This is a genomic window from Mesorhizobium sp. M0011 (assembly GCF_040324155.1).
Taxonomy (GTDB): domain Bacteria; phylum Pseudomonadota; class Alphaproteobacteria; order Rhizobiales; family Rhizobiaceae; genus Mesorhizobium.
In genome coordinates this window covers 46,953-66,048 of sequence record NZ_JAMYVQ010000018.1, presented here as the reverse complement: position 1 = coordinate 66,048, position 19,096 = coordinate 46,953, and the positions used below count along the sequence as shown (strand labels likewise).

Here is a 19,096-nt window from a genome sequence, read left to right as displayed (position 1 = left end):
TCCTCCAATGTTTGGGCGTGAGAACAGGAACGAGCGGTCTCGTCGATCGTTCCACGGCACACGATGAGGTGGAGGAAGCTTCCGGTTTCCCGGCTCAGGTCCCGGCGGCGTAAAAATCGTCGTCGAGGCGTTTTTCCAACTCGACGAGGTCAGCCGGCAGCGGCAATCCCATGGCGCGCATTTCCTGCAGTTTTTCACGCAACTGCTCCTGGATCTCGTGCTGGTCCTCCGGCTGGTTGACCATCTCCTCCAGCAGCAGGCTGATCCGGGCCTTGAATTCTTCGAGCGCCATCGTCGTCTCCTCGGTTGGATCAGCTCAGCGCAGCATGCGGGAAATCAGCTGCGCCGTATAGTCGACCATTGGGACGATGCGCGCGTAGTTCAGCCGGGTCGGGCCGATGACGCCGAGCGCGCCGACGACGCGGGCATCCTTGTCGCGATAGGGCGCGACAACCAGCGACGAGCCCGACAGCGAAAACAGCTTGTTTTCCGAGCCGATGAAGATGCGCACGCCCGAGCCCTGCTCGGCGAGGTCAAGCAACTGGATAAGCCCGTCCTGCGTCTCCATGTCCTCGAACAAATGGCGCAGCAGTTCGATGTCGGCCTGGGCGGTGACGTTTTCGAGCAGATTGGCGCGCCCGCGCACGATGAGCCGTGCCGGCAGGCCACTGTCGGCGCCGGCCCACACCGCCAGCCCCTTCTCGACCAGGTCCTGCGACAGCGTGTCGAGCGCGGCCCTGGTCTCTTCCTTGATGCGGGCGATCTCGATCCGCGCCTCGGCAAGCGTTCGGCCGCGTATATGGGCGTTGAGGAAATTTGAGGCCTCGTGCAGTTGCGAGACGGTGATGCCGGCAGGCAGCTCGACGACGCGGTTCTCGACGTCGCCATTCTGCGACACCAGCACCGCCAGCGCCTTGGTCGGTTCGAGCTGGATGAATTCGATGTGCTTCAGCGCCACCTCGTTCTTGGCGGCCAGAACCAGGCCGGCGCCGCGCGACATGCCCGACAGCATCTGGCTGGCCTCGGTCAGCATGTGCTCCAGCGTCGCGCCCGAGCCGGACGCCCGAACCTGTGCCTCGATGGCGCGGCGCTCCTCGTCGGAAAGGTCGCCAAGCTCCATGAAGGCATCGACAAAGAAACGCAGGCCGGCCTGCGTCGGCAACCGGCCGGCCGAGATGTGCGGCGCGTAGATCAGGCCGAGATGCTCGAGATCGCTCATCACGTTGCGGATGGTCGCCGGCGACAGCGAGGACGGCAGGATACGCGACAGGCTGCGCGAGCCCACCGGTTCACCGTCCCTGAGGTAGGAATCGACAATGCGCCGGAAGATGTCGCGGGAACGCATATCGAGCGACTGAAGCGCGGGCGACTGCGAAGCGGGATCGACTGCCTTGGTCATACGGCCAAAAACCTCCGGCCCAACGATATAGACTTACACTGCACCCGCGCAACCCGGTGTCTTTGTGAGATCACCCGGTGTCTGTGTGAGATCACCCGGTGTCTGCGTCAGATCGTCAGGCCATTTTCCTTTGCGCCACGCGTCCCATGCGGTTACAAGCCGGCCAAGATTCCGAAAAATGACAAGAAAGCAGCCTGAATGCGCCCTTCCAAACGCCAATTCGACGAAATGCGTGCCATCTCCTTCGAGCGCGGCGTCTCCAAGCATGCCGAAGGCTCGTGCCTGGTGAAGTTCGGCGACACGCATGTCCTGTGCACGGCCAGCCTTGAGGAAAAAGTGCCTGGCTGGATGCGCAATTCCGGCAAGGGCTGGGTGACGGCCGAATACGGCATGCTGCCGCGCTCGACCGGCGAGCGCATGCGCCGCGAGGCTTCGGCCGGCAAGCAGGGCGGCCGCACGCTGGAAATCCAGCGGCTGATCGGCCGCTCCCTGCGCGCCGTGGTCGATCTGCAGGCGCTGGGCGAGCAGCAGATCACCGTCGACTGCGACGTCATCCAGGCCGATGGCGGCACCCGCACCGCATCGATCACCGGCGGCTGGGTGGCGCTGTATGACTGCCTGCGCTGGATGGAAGCGCGCCAGATGGCCAGTGTCGCCAAGGTGCTGAAGGACCATGTCGCTGCGATCTCCTGCGGCATCCATGACGGCCAGCCGGTCATCGACCTCGATTACATTGAGGATTCCGCGGCCGGCACCGACGCCAATTTCGTCATGACCGGCAAGGGTGGCATCGTCGAGATCCAGGGCACCGCCGAGGGCGAGCCTTTCTCCGAGGAGCAGTTCGCGGACTTGATGGGCCTGGCCAAGAAAGGCATTCAGCGGTTGGTGAGTTTGCAGCAGATGGCAGTGGCCTGAGGTTTCGAATGCCGAGCCAAGACACCCCCCTCTGGCCTGCCGGCCATCTCCCCCGCAAGGGGGGAGATCAGATGCTGTCTTGGCCTTCGCCAATAGTCAACGTTGCGCGAGAAATGCCGGCGAGGCCACAGCCAATCTCCCCCCTTGCGGGGGAGATGCCCGGCAGGGCAGAGGGGGGTGCCTCGTGATGCCCTCTGCCATCCTTGAATCAGCTCTCTACGTCAGCGACCTGACCGCAGCGGAAACCTTCTACACCGACATCCTCGGCCTCCCCCTCCTCGGCAAGGTGGCCGGCCGGCATCTCTTCTTCCGCTGCGGCCCCGGCGTGCTGCTCGTCTTCAACGCCGAGGCGACCAAAATCCCGCCGGCGTCCGACGCCAGGCTGCCGGTGCCGCCGCACGGCACGGTCGGGGAAGGCCATCTCTGCTTTGCGGCGGCCGCCGACGAAATCGTGCGCTGGAAAGCGCATCTCGAGGCGAAGCACATCGCTATCGAGAGCGAATTCGAATGGCCGCAGGGCGGCCGTTCGATCTATATACGCGACCCCTCGGGCAATTCGATCGAATTCGCCGAGCCACGAATCTGGGGCCTTTGATGCATTCTCTCGACGGAAAGAAGATCGTCGTCGCTAGCCATAATGACGGCAAGCTGCGCGAATTCGCCGACCTGATGGGGCCGTTCGGCTTCGAAGCCAAGTCGGCCAAGGAGTATGGCCTGCCGGAGCCTGACGAGACCGGCACCACCTTCGAGGAGAACGCCTACATCAAGGCGCTCGCCGCCGCCAAGGCGACCGGCCTGCCGGCGCTGTCGGACGATTCCGGCCTGTGCGTCGACGCGCTCGACGGTGCGCCCGGCGTCTACACCGCCAACTGGGCCGAGACCCCGGATGGCTCGCGTGATTTCGGCATGGCCATGCAGCGCACCGAAGTGGCGTTGCAGGAAGTCGGCGCGGCCTTGCCGCAACAGCGCAAGGGACGCTTCGTCGCCGTCATCTGCCTGGCGTTTCCCGATGGCGAGGCCGAATATTATCGCGGCGAGGCCGAAGGCACGCTGGTCTGGCCGCCTCGCGGCGAACTCGGCTTCGGTTACGACCCGGTCTTCCTCCCCGACGGCTTCGAAAAGACCTTCGGCGAAATGAGCGCCGAGGAAAAGCACGGCTGGAAGCCCGGCCAGCCGACGGCGCTTTCGCATCGCGCTCGCGCCTTCCAGAAGTTCGCCAAAGCGAGATTGGGCTCGCCATGAGCATGCTGCTCGACCGGACGCCCGGCTTCGGCGTCTATGTCCACTGGCCGTTCTGCGCGGCCAAATGCCCCTATTGCGACTTCAACAGCCATGTCCGCCACCAGCCAGTCGACCAGGAGCGCTTTGCCGCCGCCTTCGAGGCCGAATTGGCAACGATGCGCGAACGCACCGGGCCGCGCGAGGTGACCAGCATCTTTCTCGGCGGCGGCACGCCGTCGCTGATGAAGCCGGAAACCGTGGCCAGGGTTCTGGACGCCGTGGCGAAGAACTGGACTGTGCCTGATGGCATCGAGGTGACGCTGGAGGCCAATCCGTCCTCGGTCGAGGCCGAACGCTTTCGCGGCTACCGGGCAGCCGGCGTCAACCGCGTGTCGCTCGGCGTGCAGGCGCTGGATGACAAGGATTTGCGCTTCCTCGGGCGGCTGCACAATGTCGAGGAAGCGCTGCACGCCATCGGCCTCGCGCGGGAAATATTCCCAAGGCTGTCCTTCGACCTCATCTATGCCCGCCCCGGCCAGACGCCGGAGGCTTGGGCATCGGAGCTGGAACAGGCGATCGGCCATGCCGCCGACCATCTGTCGCTTTACCAGCTGACCATTGAGGAAGGCACGCCCTTCCACGCCCTGCACGCGGCAAAGAAATTCATCATTCCCGACAATGACCACGCCGCCGACCTCTATGCGCTGACGCAGGAGATTACATCGGCGCATGGTTTGCCGGCTTACGAGATCTCCAACCACGCAAGGCCGGGCGCCGAGAGCCGGCACAACCTCACCTATTGGCGCTATGGCGAATATGTCGGCGTCGGGCCGGGCGCGCATGGCCGCTTCGTCGAGAATGGTCGCCGCACGGTGACGATCGCCGAGCGGATGCCGGAAACCTGGGCCAATCTGGTCGAGGCCAAGGGCCATGGCGTCACCGGCGGCGAAATCCTGACGCGTTCGGAAGAGGCCGACGAATTCCTGCTGATGGGCCTGCGGCTCGCCGAAGGCATCGACCTCTCCCGCTACGAAGCGTTCTCCGGACGCGGCCTGTCGAGCGCGCGACTGTCGATGCTGCAGGGAGAGGGGCTGGTAGCGCCGATCGGCAATTCGCGCCTGCGCGCCACGCCGGCCGGTATGATCGTGCTCGACGCCGTAGTGGCGGACCTGGCGCGCTAACCCTTGAAGAACGTCCTCTTCGTATGCAGCCAGAACCGCTTGCGCAGCCCGACCGCCGAACAGGTGTTTTCAACGCGCCGGGATATCGAGGTGGCCTCGGCGGGGACCAACCACGATGCCGACACGCCGCTGACGCATTATCTGGTGGCGTGGGCCGACCTCATCTTCGTCATGGAAAAGGCGCACCGCACCAAACTGCAGAAGAAATTCAAGGCCAGCCTGAGGAAGGCCCGTGTTATCTGCCTCGATATACCTGACGAGTATGAATTCATGGATCTTGAGTTGATTAGCCTTCTGAAGGCACGCGTTTCACGGTATCTCGGTTGAGACGCCATCCGCAAAGGCCATCGGCATGAACCTGACCGTATCCTCCTGGCAATTCTGGGCCCTCCTCTCGGCTGCATTCGCGGCCCTGACGGCGGTCTTCGCCAAAGTCGGCATCGAGAACATCAATTCCGATTTCGCCACCTTCATCCGCACGGTCATCATCCTGATCGTGCTCGGTGCCATCCTGCTCGCCAGCGGCCAGTTCCAGTCGCCGGCTACAATCTCGGGAAAGACCTGGGCTTTCCTCGGCCTGTCCGGTCTGGCGACCGGCGCCTCATGGCTCTGCTATTTTCGGGCGCTCAAGATCGGCAATGCGGCGCAGGTGGCGCCGATCGACAAGCTAAGCGTCGTGCTTGTGGCGGTGTTTGGCGCGGCCTTTCTCGGCGAGCGGTTGTCCGGAGCGAATTGGCTTGGCGTCGCCCTTATCGCGGCGGGCGCGGTGCTGGTCGCCTATCGAGGCTAGTTGCGCGCCGTTGCGGGCATTCTTTGTTTCAAGACGGGTGATGAAGATGTCGAAGCGATTGGGCATCGTCCGGTCAGTGCTCCGTCGTGCTGTCTGGTTTGTTGCTGTCGGAATGCCTGCCCTTCGTCGGCGAGGTGCTCGCGGTCCGCTCTTTGGTCAGGCTGTTCTCGGTCTTGGCAGGCGGGCGCTTGGCCGTGGGCGCGGCACCGCGCTTGCGGCCGGCATAGTAAGGCTCGAAAGCGTCCTGTATCTTCAGGCTGTCCATCCTGTCCTCCTCCGGAATCAGGGGGCTAATCTGCCAACGCCGGTTTGGTTCCCCACTGTGGCAAAGGAAAGGCGAATTCCTTACATCGGCGTCAGCTTTTGCAAGCCCGCGTCAGCCGTGCCAAACAGGGCTGAATGGAGAAGTCATCGGTGACCGCAGAGACGAGCAAGCGCAGCTATGTGGTCGGGCAGACCGAGATCGCGGCACGGCCATTGGAGCCGGCGCTCTATCTGGTGGCGACGCCGATCGGCAATCTCGCCGACATCACGCTGCGCGCGCTGGAGACGCTGGCCGCGGCCGACATCGTCGCCTGCGAAGACACGCGGGTGTCGCGCGTGCTGCTCGAGCGCTACGGCATTCGCCGCCGCACCACGGCCTATCATGAACACAATGCCGGCGAGGCCGGGCCGAAGCTGATATCGGCACTTCAGGCCGGGCAGAGCGTGGCGCTGATCTCCGATGCCGGCACGCCGCTGGTATCCGATCCCGGCTACCGGCTGGTCGGCGAGGCGCTCGACCACGGCATTCGCGTCGTGCCGATCCCCGGCCCGTCGGCGCCGCTTGCGGCGTTGACCGCATCCGGCCTGCCCTCCGATGCCTTCATGTTCGCCGGATTTTTGCCGGTGAAGACCGGGCAGCGGTTGACGCGGCTGGAGGCACTGAAAGCCGTGCCGGCGACGCTGATCTTCTTCGAATCGCCGCGTCGGCTGGCCGAATCCCTCGGTGCCATGGCCGAAGCGCTGGGCGGCGAGCGAAAGGCTGCTATCGGCAGGGAATTGACCAAGACCTTCGAGGAGATGCGAACCGGCACGCTGCAGGCGCTGGCCGACCACTATGCTGCGGCCGATACGCCGAAGGGCGAGATCGTCGTCTGCGTCGGCCCGGCCGAGGCCAAGGCGGACGAGCCCGCCGATATCGACCGCCTGCTGCTGTCGCTCGCCGCCGAGATGCCGGCTTCCAAGGCGGCTGCGGAAGCCGCGAAAATGACCGGCGGCCAGAAACAGGCGCTCTATCGGCGGCTGCTAGAGCTCAGGGAGATTTCTGGAGAAAGCGACAGTGGCTGAGCGCCCGAGCTCCAGCCGCCTGAAAGCCTATCGACGCGGTCATCGCGGCGAATGGCTGGCGGCGGCAGCCCTGATGATGAAGGGCTACAGGATTCTTGCGCGCCGCCACCGCACACGCTTCGGCGAGATCGACCTGATCGCGCGGCGCGGCGATCTGGTGCTGTTCGTCGAGGTCAAGGCGCGCCGCACGCTGATGGAAGCCATGGAGGCGATCGGTCACGAATCGGAGCGTCGCATAGAAGGCGCGGCTGACATCTGGCTGTCACGCCAAGCGGACTACGGCAGATTGTCGATGCGCTTCGACATGGTCGCGGTGCTGCCCTGGCGCTGGCCGGTGCATGTCGAGAACGCGTTTTACGGAAGGAGTTAGAGGGGGCAGCCCTCCTTCATTCGTCATCCACGGGCGGAGCAGGAGCGAAGCTCCGTCGCGGAGACCCGAGGATCCATGCCGCGACCTCTAAGCGCCTCTACGGTGCAGGAATTGGGAGACTTTTCGCCGGATTTGGCGAGCTTGGCGATGGCTATTCTCGATCGCCGAACCCTCCGATCGACGTCACGGCATGGATCCTCGGGTCTGCGCTGCGTCGCTACGCTCCTTGCTCCGCCCGTGGATGACGAAGCGTAGGATCCGCTTCGCGGATCACTCCTCACCCCCAGATCATCAGCGCCACCAACCCGACACCGCCGACCACTAGCCGCCACCAGCCGAACAGCGCGTAGCCTTTGCGCGAGACGTAGTCGAGCAGGAAGCGTACGACTATGAGCGCCGTGACGAAGGCGGCGACGAAGCCGACGGCGATGATCGGCAGGTCGGCGCTGCTCAGCACGTTGCGGTTCTTGAACAGGTCGAAGGCGAAGGCGCCGACCATGGTCGGGATCGCAAGGAAGAAGGAAAATTCCGCGGCCGCGCGCTTATCGACGCCCAAAAGCAGGGCGCCGACGATGGTCGAGCCCGAACGCGATGTGCCGGGAATGAGCGACAGGCACTGGAAAAGCCCGATCTGCAGGTAAAGCCGGGTCGGGAAGCGCTCGACATCGCGGTAGACCGGCTTGAGGTTCATGCGGTCCACCGCCAGCAGTACGACGCCGCCGATGATCAGCATGATGCAGATCAGCCTCGGCGATTCGAACAGCACCGTCTTGATGAAATCATGCGCCAGCGCGCCGATGATCGCCGCCGGCAGGAAGGCGATCAGGATGCCGATGGCGAAATGCCGCGTCAGCCGGTCATGCGGCAGGTCGAGCAGCATCTTCCACAGCCGGCGGAAATAGACGCTGAGGATCGCCAGGATGGCGCCGAGCTGGATCAGGATCTCGAAGGCCTTGCCGGTCGAATGGAAGCCGAGGAAATGACCGGCAAGCAGGATATGGCCGGTCGACGACACCGGGATGAACTCGGTCAGCCCCTCCAGCAGGCCGAGCAGCAGGGCTTCGACGATGGTCTGGCTTTCCATGGCTACCTCGGCATTGGCGTGACGGCTGACAGAACGGCTTGCTTGTCATGGCGTGCAAGTCCCCCTATAGGTCGCAACACCCTGACGGCCCGCTAACCGGGCGGCCAAGACTTACCGGTGCGCCCTGCGATTCGCCAGTGCGCTTTATTATCGCGGAACCATGCTGACGCTTTTCCACCATCCCATGTTCGCCACCTGTCGCTTCGTCCGCCTCGCTTTCGGCGAGTATGGCGAGGAGTTGGCTCTGATCGAGGAAAAGCCGTGGACCCGGCGCAAGGAGTTCCTGGCGCTGAACCCGGCAGGCACACTGCCGATCCTGCTGGCCGAAGGCGACGTGCCGATCGTCGGCGCGACGGTCATATCGGAATATCTCGATGAAACGCGCGGCGTGCTGAAGCGCGACAAGCGGCTGTTCGCCGAAGACCCGATGCAGCGCGCCGAAATCCGCCGGCTGATCGACTGGTACCTCAACAAGGCTGAAAGCGAAGTCACACGCCATCTGGTGCGCGAGCGCGTGCTGAAGCCGGTGATGCCGGAAACCGCGGGCGGCGGTTCGCCCGATTCGGGCGCGATCCGTGCCGCCCGCGCCAACATCCGCCAGCACATGAAATACACCAACTGGCTGGCCGGCACCCGCCACTGGCTGGCCGGCTCGAGGGTCACCTATGCCGATCTCGCGGCCGCGGCAACGCTGTCGGTGCTCGATTATCTCGGCGAGATCGACTGGCGCGAGCACCCTGCTGCGCGTGAATGGTACACGCGGGTGAAGTCGCGCCCCTCCTTCCGGCCGCTTTTGACCGACCGCGTGCGCGGCCTGTCGCCGGTGTCGCATTATGCGGACCTCGACTTCTGACGCCGCAAAACTGCGCGCGCTGATCGACGCGGAGGCGCGTCGCGCCGGCTTCGATGCCGTCGCCGTCACCACCCCCGATGCGATCCCGCTGGCGCCGGCGCGGCTGGCCGAATTCGTCGCCGATGGCTTTCACGGCTCGATGGGCTGGATCGCCGAGACGCTTCAACGCCGTGGCGAACCGACGGTGCTGTGGCCGCAGGTGCGCTCGATCATCGTGCTGGCGATGAATTACGGGCCCGATCATGATCCGCGTGGCATGCTGGCCAAGCGTGATCGTGGTGCGATCTCGGTCTATGCGCAGAACCGCGACTATCACGAGGTGATGAAGGGTCGGCTGAAGGAAATCGCCGGCAAGCTCGTGGCGCGCGCCGGCGGCGACGTGAAGGTCTTCGTCGACACAGCGCCGGTGATGGAAAAGCCGCTGGCCGAGGCCGCCGGGCTTGGCTGGCAAGGCAAGCACACCAATCTGGTCAGCCGCGAACACGGCTCCTGGCTGTTCCTCGGCACCATCTTCACCACCGCCGAACTCGTGCCCGACCGCGCCGAGATCGATCATTGCGGCTCCTGCCGTGCCTGCCTCGACGCGTGCCCGACCGATGCTTTTCCGGCGCCCTACCGGCTCGATGCGCGGCGCTGCATTTCCTATCTCACCATCGAGAACAAGGGGCCGATCCCGCATGAGTTCCGTGAAAAGATCGGCAACCGCATCTATGGCTGCGACGATTGTCTTGCCGCCTGCCCGTGGAACAAATTCGCCAGGGCGGCTTCCGAAGCAAAACTCGTGGCGCGCGATGATTTGCGCGAGCCGCCGCTCGCCGACCTTTTGGGTCTCGATGACGCGGCCTTCCGCGCTTTCTTCTCCGGTTCGCCGATAAAACGCATCGGCCGCGACCGGTTCATCCGCAACGTGCTGATCGCCGCCGGCAATTCCGGCGATGCGTCGCTGTCTGGCGCAGTGCGTTCGCTGCTCAGCGATCCGTCGCCGCTGGTGCGGGGCGCGGCAATATGGGCGCTGGCGCGGCTGGTGCCGGACGCCGAATATTCCGAACGGGCCGCTGCCGGCCTGAACACCGAGAGCGACGAAGCCGTGCGCGACGAATGGCGTCTGGCACGGCCAACCAGGGCGAAGGCATGAGTGAAAAGCACATCTTCATCTTCGGCGCCGGCTATTCCGGCAGGGCTTTTGCTCGGGCCAACAAAGGCGCCGCGATGATCTTCGGCACGACACGCTCGCCGGAAAAATTCGAGACGCTACGGCAGGCCGGTATCGCGCCGTTCCTGTTCGACGGAGCGATGACCGGCGAAATCGGTGATGCATTGGGAAAAACAACGCATCTGCTGATTTCGATTGCCCCGGAAGAGGCCGGCGATCCCGTTTTGAATGCCGCGCGCGCGGCAATCGCTCAAATGCCTTTGCTGGAATGGATCGGCTATCTCTCTACGGTCGGGGTTTATGGCAATTATGACGGCGCCTGGGTTGATGAAACGGCTGAATGCCGGCCGGTGTCGAAGCGCTCGGTGATGCGAGTTGCCGCCGAACAGGACTGGCTGGAGCTGGGCCGCGAGATCGGCCGACCGGGGGCGATCCTGCGCCTGTCCGGCATCTACGGCCCCGGCCGCAACGCGCTGGTCAATCTGGAAAACGGCACCGCAAGGCGGCTGGTCAAGCCAGACCAGGTGTTCAACCGCATCCATTGCGAGGACATTGCAGGCTCCCTGTGGCAGCTCATCGAAGGAAACACAGGCGGCATCTTCAACGTCACCGACGATCTGCCGGCGCCGCCACAGGATGTCGTCGCCTATGCCGCTTCGCTGATGGGCATAGAGCCGCCGCCCGAGATTCCCTTCGACGCCGCCCAACTTTCGCCCATGGCGCGGTCCTTCTATGGCGAGAACAAGCGTGTCGCCAACGCGGCGATCAAGGCGGCGGGCTATTCCCTGCGCTTTCGCGACTACCGCGCCGCCTTCGATCATATGTGGGCAAGCGGCGATTGGCGTGACGGCGAAGCGCGCAGCCCGATGAAGCGCTGACGATCGAAGCCGCGGGCGCGGCGTGCTATGATTCGGCCTTGGGATTGCGGTGGAGAACCGGGTTCATGAAGACAGCGATGAGGCCATCTTTCGGCAAAACGCCCCTGTTGGCCGCTGCGCTCGGCCTGCTTGCCGTGCTTGGGTTAGCCGTTCAGCCGGCGAGCGCCGAGGAGCGGGCAAAAGACCTGTTCGGCGCCAAGAAACTGCCGGCCGCGACCGCGGCGCAGTCGATCGGATTCTATTCCAAGGGCTGTTTTGCCGGCGGCGTCGCCATTCCCTTGGACGGTCCGACCTGGCAGGTGATGCGGCCGTCGCGCAACCGCCGCTGGGGCCATCCGGCGATGATCGCGGTAGTCGAGAAATTGTCGCGCGACGCAGCGGCCGATGGTTGGCCAGGCCTGCTGATCGGCGACATTTCGCAGCCGCGCGGCGGCCCGATGCTGACAGGACATGCCTCGCACCAGATCGGGCTCGACGCCGACATCTGGCTGACGCCGATGCCCAGCCGCCCGCTGTCGATGGCGCAGCGCGAATCGATGAGCGCCACCTTGATGGTCGATGAGAAGACCCATCTGGTGAAGGACGCGCTGTGGACGCCAGCGCACACAAGGCTTTTGAAGCGGGCGGCGAGCTACAGCCAGGTCGAGCGCATCCTGGTCAATCCGGGCATCAAGAAAAAGCTCTGCGACACCGTCAAGGGCGACCGCTTCTGGCTGCGCAAGGTCAGGCCGTTCTGGGGCCACGACTATCATTTCCACATGCGCATCGGCTGTCAGCCCGGATCGCCCGGCTGCAAGGCGCAGGAAGCGACGCCGGACGATGACGGTTGCGGCAAGCCGCTGGCCTGGTGGTTCACGCAGGAGCCCTGGCGCCCCAACAAGAACCCGGATGCGCCCAAGGCGCGCGACCTGATGACGATGGCGAACCTGCCGAGCGAATGCCGCGCCGTGCTCGACGCGCCGGGGCCTTCGTCGGCCGAGGCGGCGACCTACCATGGCGGCGGCGTGCCGGTCGCGGCTGCCGCGCCCGAACCCGAAGCGCCCTCGTTGCCCGCCACCCCGGCCGCCGCCGGCTTGCCAAGCACGATGAACGCTTTCACGGCGACGCCCGAGATCGGCGTGCCGCTGCCGAGACCGCGGCCGCCTAGAAACTGACGATCACAGCTTATAGCTTACAGCTTATAGGCAGGCTCAATCGGTTCAGCGCCGCATTTTTGCGAAACCGTGGCGGTTTGGCCGCAGAGCCGGCCTCAGCGCGCCGCCGGGGTCGAAAACCGTTTCCCTTTTCAAACCCATGCGCTAGTCAACGGAAGAACGGCCAGATGCCGTCGGGGGCGCCGGAGACGGACGAGAGCATGCCACGCACAGGCGACGACGACACTTTGCTGCGGTTTCCGATCCTGATCGGCGACATCGGCGGCACCAATGCGCGCTTTTCGATCGTGCTCGACGCCAATTCCGAGGCTGGCGAGCCGACCATCGTCCAGACGGCAAACTACAACACCATCGACGAGGCGATCCAGGCGGCCGTGCTCGACCGCTCGTCGGTGCGTCCCAATTCGGCGGTGCTGGCGGTGGCTGGCCCGGTCGACGGCGACGAGATCGAGCTGACCAACTGCCCCTGGATCGTCAAGCCGAGGAAAATGTTCGCCAGCCTCGGCCTGAGCGACATCGTCGTGCTCAACGATTTCGAGGCGCAGGCGCTGGCCGTCGTCGCGCTCGGCGAGGAGCACATGGAAAAGATCGGCGGCGGCACGCCGGAGTCCAATGCCGGGCGCGTCGTGCTCGGTCCGGGAACCGGGCTCGGCGTCGCCGGGCTGGTCCATGCGCTGCACCACTGGATACCGGTCCCCGGCGAGGGCGGCCATATGGACATCGGCCCGCGCACACCGCGCGATTTCGAGGTTTTTCCGCATATCGAGAAGCTCGAAGGCCGCGTTTCGGGCGAGCAGATCCTGTGCGGGCGCGGTCTGGTCAATGTCTACCGGGCGGTGGCCAAGGCGGACGGCAAGGCGTCGCCCTTCACGACGCCGGCCGAGATCACTGCCGCGGCACTTGCGAAAACCGATCCGGTTGCCGAGGAAGCGCTGGAGATCTTCGTCACCTGCCTTGGGCGCACCGCAGGCGACCTTGCTCTGGTATTCATGAGCCGCGGCGGCGTGTTCCTCACCGGTGGCATCGCGCAGAAGATCGTGCCGGCGCTGAAAGCCGGCAATTTCCGGGCCGCTTTCGAGGACAAGGCGCCGCACAGCGCGATGATGCGCACCATGCCGGTCTATGTCATCACCCACCCGCTGGCCGCACTTCTGGGCCTTGCCGCCTATGCCAGGACCCCCTCGCTGTTCGGTGTCCAGACGGAGGGCCGGCGCTGGCAGGCCTGAAAGCCAGCGAAGCGCTCGCGCCCCCGCGACGAAGTTAATCAGGTGCGGGCATAGGCAATCAGGCCGCAGGGCGTTAAGAGGGGTGCCGAATTTGCAGCCCCGGTCCCACGAGGCGGAAAACCACAAAGCGCTCCCGATTTGACACTTCAAGCTCCAAACAAACAAAAAGCCCGGCCCGGCGAGGTCACAGCGGTGCTCCGCCGCATCCTCGCTGAAAACGGCAACGAGTATCGCTGGACCTATGTCGTCGCCGTCTCTTGCCTGCTGATCGTTTCCGGCACCACTGCCTTCACGGCGTGGATCATGGCCCCGATGATCAACCAGATCTTCTACGAACGACGCGGCGATATGCTCTGGTTGATCTGTGCCGGTTTCATGGGAGCCTCCCTGCTGCGCGGCTTCGCCGGTTACGGCCAAGCAGTCGCGCTGGCCAGTATCGGCAACAATCTGGTCGCGCGCTACCAGAAGCGCAGCTTCGACCATCTGATGAAGCTCGGCGTCAACTTCTTCAACGATACGCGTTCCGGTCGGCTGGCGGCACAGGTCAGCGAGAATGTCGGCGGCGTTCGCGATCTGCTGTCGCTGACACTGACCTCCATCAGCCGCGACGCGGTCACGCTGATCGCTCTCGTCGGCGTGATGATCTATCAGGATCCGGTGTTGTCGCTCAGCTCGCTGCTGATCGGCCCTCCACTGATCTGGGCCGTCGTCTATATCACCCGCCGACTGCGGCGTATCAACCGGGAATCCGTCCTGATCAATTCGCGGCTGAACGGGTCCGTGCAGGAAGCCACGCAAGGCATCGCCATCGTCAAGGCCTTCACCTTGGAGGCCGAGCTGGCGCGCCGCATCGGCATCATGGCGGACACGGCCGAGCAGCGTAACAACAAGATCGCCCGCGTCTCGGAGCGGCTGTCGCCGATTTCCGAGATTCTGGGCGGTCTCGCCATCACCTCCGTGCTTGCCTATTCCGGCTACCGGGCGCTGTATCTTGGGCAGCCGCCGGGCGCGGTTTTCTCCTTCATCACCGCACTGATCATGGCTTACGATCCGGCAAGACGCCTGGCGCGCACACAGGTGGGCATGGAACGTGCCCTGGTCAACGCGCGCATGATCTACGAGTTGCTCGACCTGGAGCCGAAACAGGGCGACGCACCCGATGCCGTCGAGGCGAGGATCACCACCGGCGAGGTGCGTTTCGACAATGTGACGTTCGGCTACAGCGCCGACATGCCGGTGCTTAGGGACCTGAGCTTTACCGCCGCGGCCGGCAAGGTGACGGCGATCGTCGGTGCGTCGGGCGCCGGCAAATCGACGCTGGTGGCGCTCTTGCAGCGCTTCTACGACGTCGACCGGGGCAGCATCGAGGTCGATGGCCAGGACATCTCGAAGGTAACCAAGCATTCGCTGCGGCAGTCGATCGCCTATGTGGCGCAGGCGCCCTATCTGTTCGAGGGCACGATCCGCGACAACATCCGCTACGGCCGTCTGTCGGCCACGGACGCCGAGATCGAGCAGGCGGCGAAACAGGCGGCAGCCGACGAGTTCATCCGCCAGCAGCCGCAAGGTTACGACACGCCGGTCGGCGAAGGCGGCTCGACCCTTTCCGGCGGCCAGCGCCAGCGCGTCTCGATCGCCCGCGCCATCGTGCGCCAGGCACCGATCCTGCTGCTCGACGAGGCGACATCGGCGCTCGACAACGAGGCGGAGGCGCGCGTCCAGGAAGCGCTGACCCAAGTCATGCAAGGCCGCACGACCATCGTCATAGCGCATCGGCTGTCGACGGTGGTCAATGCCGACCACATCATCGTGCTGGAAGAGGGACGGTTGGTCGAGGAAGGCACTCATGCGACGCTGATGGCCGACCCGGACAGCATCTATTCCCGCTTCCACCGCATCCAGGGCAAGAAGGGACTGGGGCTTGTCGAGGACCGCGAGCCGATCCAAACTCCGGTCCGGGCCACGCGTGCGAAGAAGACTGCTGTGAGGAGCACATGAGCGAAGCAGGCGATATGGGCCTGGTGGTGGTGGGCGCTGCCGGCCGCATGGGCCAGACGCTGATCCGCGCCATCCACACTGTCCCCGGCGCGCGGGTCATCGGCGCGGTCGAGCGTGCGGATTCACCCCATCTGGGCAAAGATGCCGGCGAACTCGCCGGCATTGGCCGCATCGATGTGGCGATCAGCGGCGATCCGCTGCCGGTCTTCGCCAAGGCCGATGGCGTGCTCGATTTCACCACCCCGGCCTCATCAGTGGAATTCGCCGGCTACGCGGCGCAGGCGCGCATCGTCCATGTCATCGGCACGACGGGCTGTTCAGCCGACGATAACGCGAAAATAGCGGCGGCGGCGCGCCACGCGACGATCGTCAAATCGGGCAATATGAGTCTCGGCGTCAATCTTCTGGCGGTGCTGGTCGAACAAGCGGCGCGCGCGCTCGACGCCGACGATTTCGACATCGAGATCCTCGAAATGCACCACAAGCACAAGGTCGATGCCCCGTCGGGCACGGCACTTCTGCTGGGCGAAGCCGCCGCTGCCGGTCGCGGCATCGCGCTTTCCGGCAATGACGTGCGGGTCCGCGACGGCCACACCGGCGTGCGCAAGACGGGCTCGATCGGCTTTGCCACGCTGCGCGGCGGCTCGGTGGTCGGCGACCACAGCGTGATGCTGGCAGGCACCGGCGAGCGCATCACGCTTGCCCACCATGCCGAGGACCGCGCCATCTTCGCCCGCGGCGCCGTCAAGGCGGCGCTTTGGGCGCGCGGCAAGAAGCCGGGGCTGTATTCGATGCGGGACGTGCTCGGCCTCAGCTGAGCGGCCAATCTGCCAACTTGCCCAACCTGAAGGGAGCAAACATGTCGAGAACCCTCGTGCTCGTGCGCCACGGCCAGAGCGAATGGAATTTGAAAAACCTGTTCACCGGCTGGCGCGACGTCGACCTGACCGAGCAGGGCCACGCCGAGGCCAAGGCCGCCGGCCAGAAGCTCAAGGCGCGCGGCCTGAAATTCGACATCGCCTTCACCTCGGCGCTGATCCGGGCGCAAAAGACCTGCCAGCACGTTCTCGACGCGGTCGGCCAGAGCGACCTGAAGACCATCCGCGACCAGGCACTGAACGAGCGCGATTATGGCGATCTCTCCGGCCTCAACAAGGACGACGCCCGCGAGAAATGGGGCGAGGAGCAGGTGCATGTCTGGCGCCGTTCCTACGACGTGGCGCCGCCCGCCGGTGAAAGCCTGAAGGACACCGGCGCCCGCGTCTGGCCCTATTACCTGCATGATCTGCAGCCGCATGTGCTGCGTGGCGGCACCGTGCTGGTCGCCGCGCACGGCAACTCGCTGCGCGCGCTGATCATGGCGCTCGACGGCAAGTCGGGCGAGGAGATCGTAAAGCTGGAACTCGGCACCGGCGTGCCGGTCATCTACCAGCTCAACGCCGATTCCACCGTCGCGTCCAAGGAAGTGCTGGACGACTGAGCCGGCGAACGGAGCAACCGCGAAAAAAGCGCGTTGACACACATCGCTTGCCCGCTTACATGAGCCCGCACCAGCCCAGATGGCGGAATTGGTAGACGCGCACGGTTCAGGTCCGTGTTCCGCAAGGAGTGGAGGTTCGAGTCCTCTTCTGGGCACCATCATTCGCTAAGCGATTGATGGTGAAACGTTTTTTGATGTCGCTCGGCAATTTGGCCCAGTTGTAACAGTCGCTGTTATAGGTGGGGCAGATTGCATGGCTGGAATGCCTGAGCGAATGATGTTGCGGGGCGGCACGTATTATTGCCGTGTCTGGGTGCCGACCGACGTGGCGCCAACCTTCGGCAGAACGCTGGTTGTGACCTCATTGCGCACAAAAGATCTTAAAATCGCCAAATCCAGGCTTGCCCGTAAGACGGTCGAATTGGAGGACCAGTTCGAACGTGTTCGGTCGGAAAGAGACACGGCGAATCACGTTTCGGGTTCGCAGCGAACAGAGGGTGACTTTTTCGCACTGGCGAAACGCTACGGCGCAGAGGTATCCGAGCGCGAAATCGTTGCGCAGGCGACTTTCTTCGAACAAGCAACCCGCGATCCCAAAGGGCTCTGGAGCGGCGATCTCATCATCTTGCCGACGGCTGCCGACTATGGACATGGCGAAGCAGACGCGTTCACCCACTTTGATCGTCTTGTCGCTGAGGGCAATCTCGACGCTGTAATCGCATATTTGCAGCGCTTTCGTGTGCGCAGGCGTGTCAAAGACCTAACGAACATGCGCGCAACGGGGAACCTGGCTGAGTTTTCGACTACCGCCGATCGCCTCTGTCCGGGATTGGGCGAAAGTCAAAGGCTCGTGTTCGCGCGACTGCTTCTGACCGAAGAGCTTCGTACGCTACAGTCCCTTCAGGATGAAAAGGTCCACGCAGTGCGATTCTCCGTCGCGCAAGGCGAACCCGATTGGGGCAGTCGACCAAGCAGTCCCGCTTTGTCTCACTCCACTGCATCGAAATCAGAATCCGTGTCGCTGAATGAGCTTTTCCAGCGCTGGGAAAAGGAAAGCGATCCGAGTGCAAGCACGTTGTCGTCGTGGCGTGGCATCGTGCGAAATTTGACGGCACACCTTGGCCACAAAGCTGACGACATCCGCTCAATCGAGTCGGGCGAGATCGTCGACTGGAAGGATGCCTTGGTAAAATCCGGAAAAGCGGCCAAGACAATCTCGAACGGGCATTTGGGTTGTGCCCGTGCATTGTTCCGGTTCGCCGTGGCGAACAAATTGATGGATGCGGATCCCGCAGAGGGTGTTCGCGTCTCTCGCAAACTGAAGCCGGGCACAAAGATGCTGGCATATGAGAACGATGAAGTTGCCCGGCTCTTGAAACTGGCATCTGCAGCCTCGGAGCCCTGGAAGCGATGGCTGCCTTGGCTTTCAGCAGCGACCGGATCGCGCATTGGTGAAATGGCGCAGCTGCACGGCAGTCATGTTTTCGAGCGCGACGGCATCTCTGTCTTGAAGATAGCACCCGCGACAGACGGCGGAAGCATTAAGAATGCCGAGAGTGAACGGCTCGTGCCGATCCATTCCAAGCTTATCCAGGATGGCTTCCTTTCTTTCGTCAAGGACCGTGGTGATGGCCCCCTCTTCTACAAGCGCACATCGGGCGACCCCAAGCGAAAGCACGCATCGAAGGGGCTCTCAAACCGCTTGGCGGCGTGGATAAGAGACAATGGGTTCACCGATCTGCGGAAAGCACCGAATCATGCTCTACGGCACTGGTTCAAGTCAGAGACTGCGAGACTCGGTATTCTCGATAGTGTGGCCGATGCGATTCAGGGCCACAGCGACGGAAGGGCATCGAGCGGATACCGTCACATAGCGTTGCAGGTGATGTCAGATGCAATTGAACAGATTGAACTGCCGCCGCGTCCCATCAAAACGTCGCCTTCGCGCTTCTAAATAGCCGTTTAGGGTCAGCTTGCGCCTACCAAAAGGTGCAGTTAGTTCATCTTCTCTGGATACCGAGCACCTCATGGTGTCAGGACGGCCACAGTTGGGAAGCCCGCATCG

Annotated in this window: 21 protein-coding genes and 1 tRNA gene; 18 read left to right on the top strand and 4 right to left on the bottom strand. The window is 64.0% G+C overall.

Annotated features, from left to right (window positions below; genetic code table 11):
• Positions 1 to 94 precede the first annotated feature (94 nt).
• Positions 95 to 292 carry a hypothetical protein gene (locus tag NKK51_RS19830; protein WP_023814156.1) on the bottom strand — a complete coding sequence of 66 codons (198 nt, stop codon included), beginning with the start codon at positions 290 to 292 and terminating at the stop codon, positions 95 to 97.
• A gap of 24 nt (positions 293 to 316) precedes the next feature.
• Entirely contained in the window at positions 317 to 1,399 is a 1,083-nt protein-coding gene (gene hrcA / locus NKK51_RS19825; protein ID WP_023814157.1) for a heat-inducible transcriptional repressor HrcA, read from the bottom strand.
• A 198-nt stretch (positions 1,400 to 1,597) separates the two neighbouring features.
• Between hrcA and rph the strand changes: the two genes are divergently transcribed.
• The 6 genes from rph to NKK51_RS19795 all read left to right on the top strand — a co-directional run bounded on the left by rph (position 1,598) and on the right by NKK51_RS19795 (position 5,506).
• Positions 1,598 to 2,314, top strand: a complete 717-nt coding sequence (gene rph, locus NKK51_RS19820; RefSeq protein ID WP_013528632.1) for a ribonuclease PH — start codon at positions 1,598 to 1,600, stop codon at positions 2,312 to 2,314.
• A gap of 184 nt (positions 2,315 to 2,498) precedes the next feature.
• Positions 2,499 to 2,909 carry a VOC family protein gene (locus NKK51_RS19815; RefSeq protein WP_023814158.1) on the top strand — a complete coding sequence of 137 codons (411 nt, stop codon included), beginning with the start codon at positions 2,499 to 2,501 and terminating at the stop codon, positions 2,907 to 2,909.
• Positions 2,909 to 3,556 (top strand): RdgB/HAM1 family non-canonical purine NTP pyrophosphatase, encoded by a 648-nt coding sequence (rdgB, locus tag NKK51_RS19810; protein WP_023814159.1) that lies wholly within the window; start codon positions 2,909 to 2,911, stop codon positions 3,554 to 3,556. Before NKK51_RS19815 ends, rdgB begins: the two co-directional genes overlap by 1 nt.
• Positions 3,553 to 4,716, top strand: a complete 1,164-nt coding sequence (hemW, locus tag NKK51_RS19805) for a radical SAM family heme chaperone HemW (RefSeq protein ID WP_023814160.1) — start codon at positions 3,553 to 3,555, stop codon at positions 4,714 to 4,716. Before rdgB ends, hemW begins: the two co-directional genes overlap by 4 nt.
• Positions 4,717 to 4,719: 3 nt before the next feature.
• A complete protein-coding gene (locus NKK51_RS19800; protein WP_023814161.1) occupies positions 4,720 to 5,043 on the top strand; it encodes a low molecular weight protein tyrosine phosphatase family protein in 324 nt (107 codons plus the stop codon).
• A 25-nt stretch (positions 5,044 to 5,068) separates the two neighbouring features.
• Entirely contained in the window at positions 5,069 to 5,506 is a 438-nt protein-coding gene (locus NKK51_RS19795) for an EamA family transporter (RefSeq protein ID WP_023814162.1), read from the top strand.
• Between the two features lie 73 nt (positions 5,507 to 5,579).
• Here the strand turns inward: NKK51_RS19795 and NKK51_RS19790 are convergent, their stop codons facing one another.
• Positions 5,580 to 5,771 carry a hypothetical protein gene (locus NKK51_RS19790; RefSeq protein ID WP_023814163.1) on the bottom strand — a complete coding sequence of 64 codons (192 nt, stop codon included), beginning with the start codon at positions 5,769 to 5,771 and terminating at the stop codon, positions 5,580 to 5,582.
• A 134-nt stretch (positions 5,772 to 5,905) separates the two neighbouring features.
• On the opposite strand from NKK51_RS19790, the gene rsmI reads away from it, so the two are divergent.
• Both rsmI and NKK51_RS19780 read left to right on the top strand, forming a co-directional pair.
• Positions 5,906 to 6,835: a 16S rRNA (cytidine(1402)-2'-O)-methyltransferase gene (gene rsmI / locus NKK51_RS19785; protein ID WP_031213910.1), complete on the top strand. Its 930-nt coding sequence runs from the start codon at positions 5,906 to 5,908 to the stop codon at positions 6,833 to 6,835.
• Complete coding sequence (locus tag NKK51_RS19780) at positions 6,828 to 7,205, top strand: YraN family protein (RefSeq protein ID WP_023814165.1); 378 nt, start codon at positions 6,828 to 6,830, stop codon at positions 7,203 to 7,205. Before rsmI ends, NKK51_RS19780 begins: the two co-directional genes overlap by 8 nt.
• 277 nt (positions 7,206 to 7,482) lie before the next feature.
• On the opposite strand, the gene NKK51_RS19775 is transcribed toward NKK51_RS19780, so the two are convergent.
• Entirely contained in the window at positions 7,483 to 8,289 is an 807-nt protein-coding gene (locus NKK51_RS19775) for an undecaprenyl-diphosphate phosphatase (protein ID WP_023814166.1), read from the bottom strand.
• A gap of 160 nt (positions 8,290 to 8,449) precedes the next feature.
• On the opposite strand from NKK51_RS19775, the gene NKK51_RS19770 reads away from it, so the two are divergent.
• The 10 genes from NKK51_RS19770 (at position 8,450) to NKK51_RS19725 (ending at position 18,985) form a co-directional block, all read left to right on the top strand.
• Positions 8,450 to 9,142 carry a glutathione S-transferase family protein gene (locus NKK51_RS19770; protein WP_023814167.1) on the top strand — a complete coding sequence of 231 codons (693 nt, stop codon included), beginning with the start codon at positions 8,450 to 8,452 and terminating at the stop codon, positions 9,140 to 9,142.
• Complete coding sequence (gene queG / locus NKK51_RS19765; protein ID WP_023814168.1) at positions 9,123 to 10,277, top strand: tRNA epoxyqueuosine(34) reductase QueG; 1,155 nt, start codon at positions 9,123 to 9,125, stop codon at positions 10,275 to 10,277. The genes NKK51_RS19770 and queG overlap by 20 nt, the downstream gene beginning before the upstream one ends.
• On the top strand, positions 10,274 to 11,173 hold the full coding sequence (locus NKK51_RS19760; protein WP_023814169.1) for an SDR family oxidoreductase: 900 nt from the start codon (positions 10,274 to 10,276) through the stop codon (positions 11,171 to 11,173). The genes queG and NKK51_RS19760 overlap by 4 nt, the downstream gene beginning before the upstream one ends.
• A 65-nt stretch (positions 11,174 to 11,238) precedes the next feature.
• Positions 11,239 to 12,327, top strand: a complete 1,089-nt coding sequence (gene mepA / locus NKK51_RS19755) for a penicillin-insensitive murein endopeptidase (protein WP_352554337.1) — start codon at positions 11,239 to 11,241, stop codon at positions 12,325 to 12,327.
• A 200-nt stretch (positions 12,328 to 12,527) separates the two neighbouring features.
• On the top strand, positions 12,528 to 13,553 hold the full coding sequence (locus NKK51_RS19750; RefSeq protein WP_352554336.1) for a glucokinase: 1,026 nt from the start codon (positions 12,528 to 12,530) through the stop codon (positions 13,551 to 13,553).
• Between the two features lie 138 nt (positions 13,554 to 13,691).
• The gene (locus tag NKK51_RS19745) at positions 13,692 to 15,551 is read left to right on the top strand and encodes an ABC transporter ATP-binding protein (RefSeq protein ID WP_352554335.1); all 1,860 of its coding nucleotides are present in this window, start codon (positions 13,692 to 13,694) and stop codon (positions 15,549 to 15,551) included.
• A complete protein-coding gene (gene dapB / locus NKK51_RS19740; RefSeq protein ID WP_023814173.1) occupies positions 15,548 to 16,369 on the top strand; it encodes a 4-hydroxy-tetrahydrodipicolinate reductase in 822 nt (273 codons plus the stop codon). Before NKK51_RS19745 ends, dapB begins: the two co-directional genes overlap by 4 nt.
• A gap of 41 nt (positions 16,370 to 16,410) precedes the next feature.
• On the top strand, positions 16,411 to 17,031 hold the full coding sequence (locus NKK51_RS19735) for a 2,3-bisphosphoglycerate-dependent phosphoglycerate mutase (RefSeq protein WP_023814174.1): 621 nt from the start codon (positions 16,411 to 16,413) through the stop codon (positions 17,029 to 17,031).
• 73 nt (positions 17,032 to 17,104) lie between these two features.
• A tRNA-Leu gene (locus NKK51_RS19730) sits at positions 17,105 to 17,189 on the top strand.
• A gap of 95 nt (positions 17,190 to 17,284) precedes the next feature.
• The gene (locus NKK51_RS19725) at positions 17,285 to 18,985 is read left to right on the top strand and encodes a DUF6538 domain-containing protein (RefSeq protein WP_352554334.1); all 1,701 of its coding nucleotides are present in this window, start codon (positions 17,285 to 17,287) and stop codon (positions 18,983 to 18,985) included.
• Positions 18,986 to 19,096: the final 111 nt, after the last annotated feature.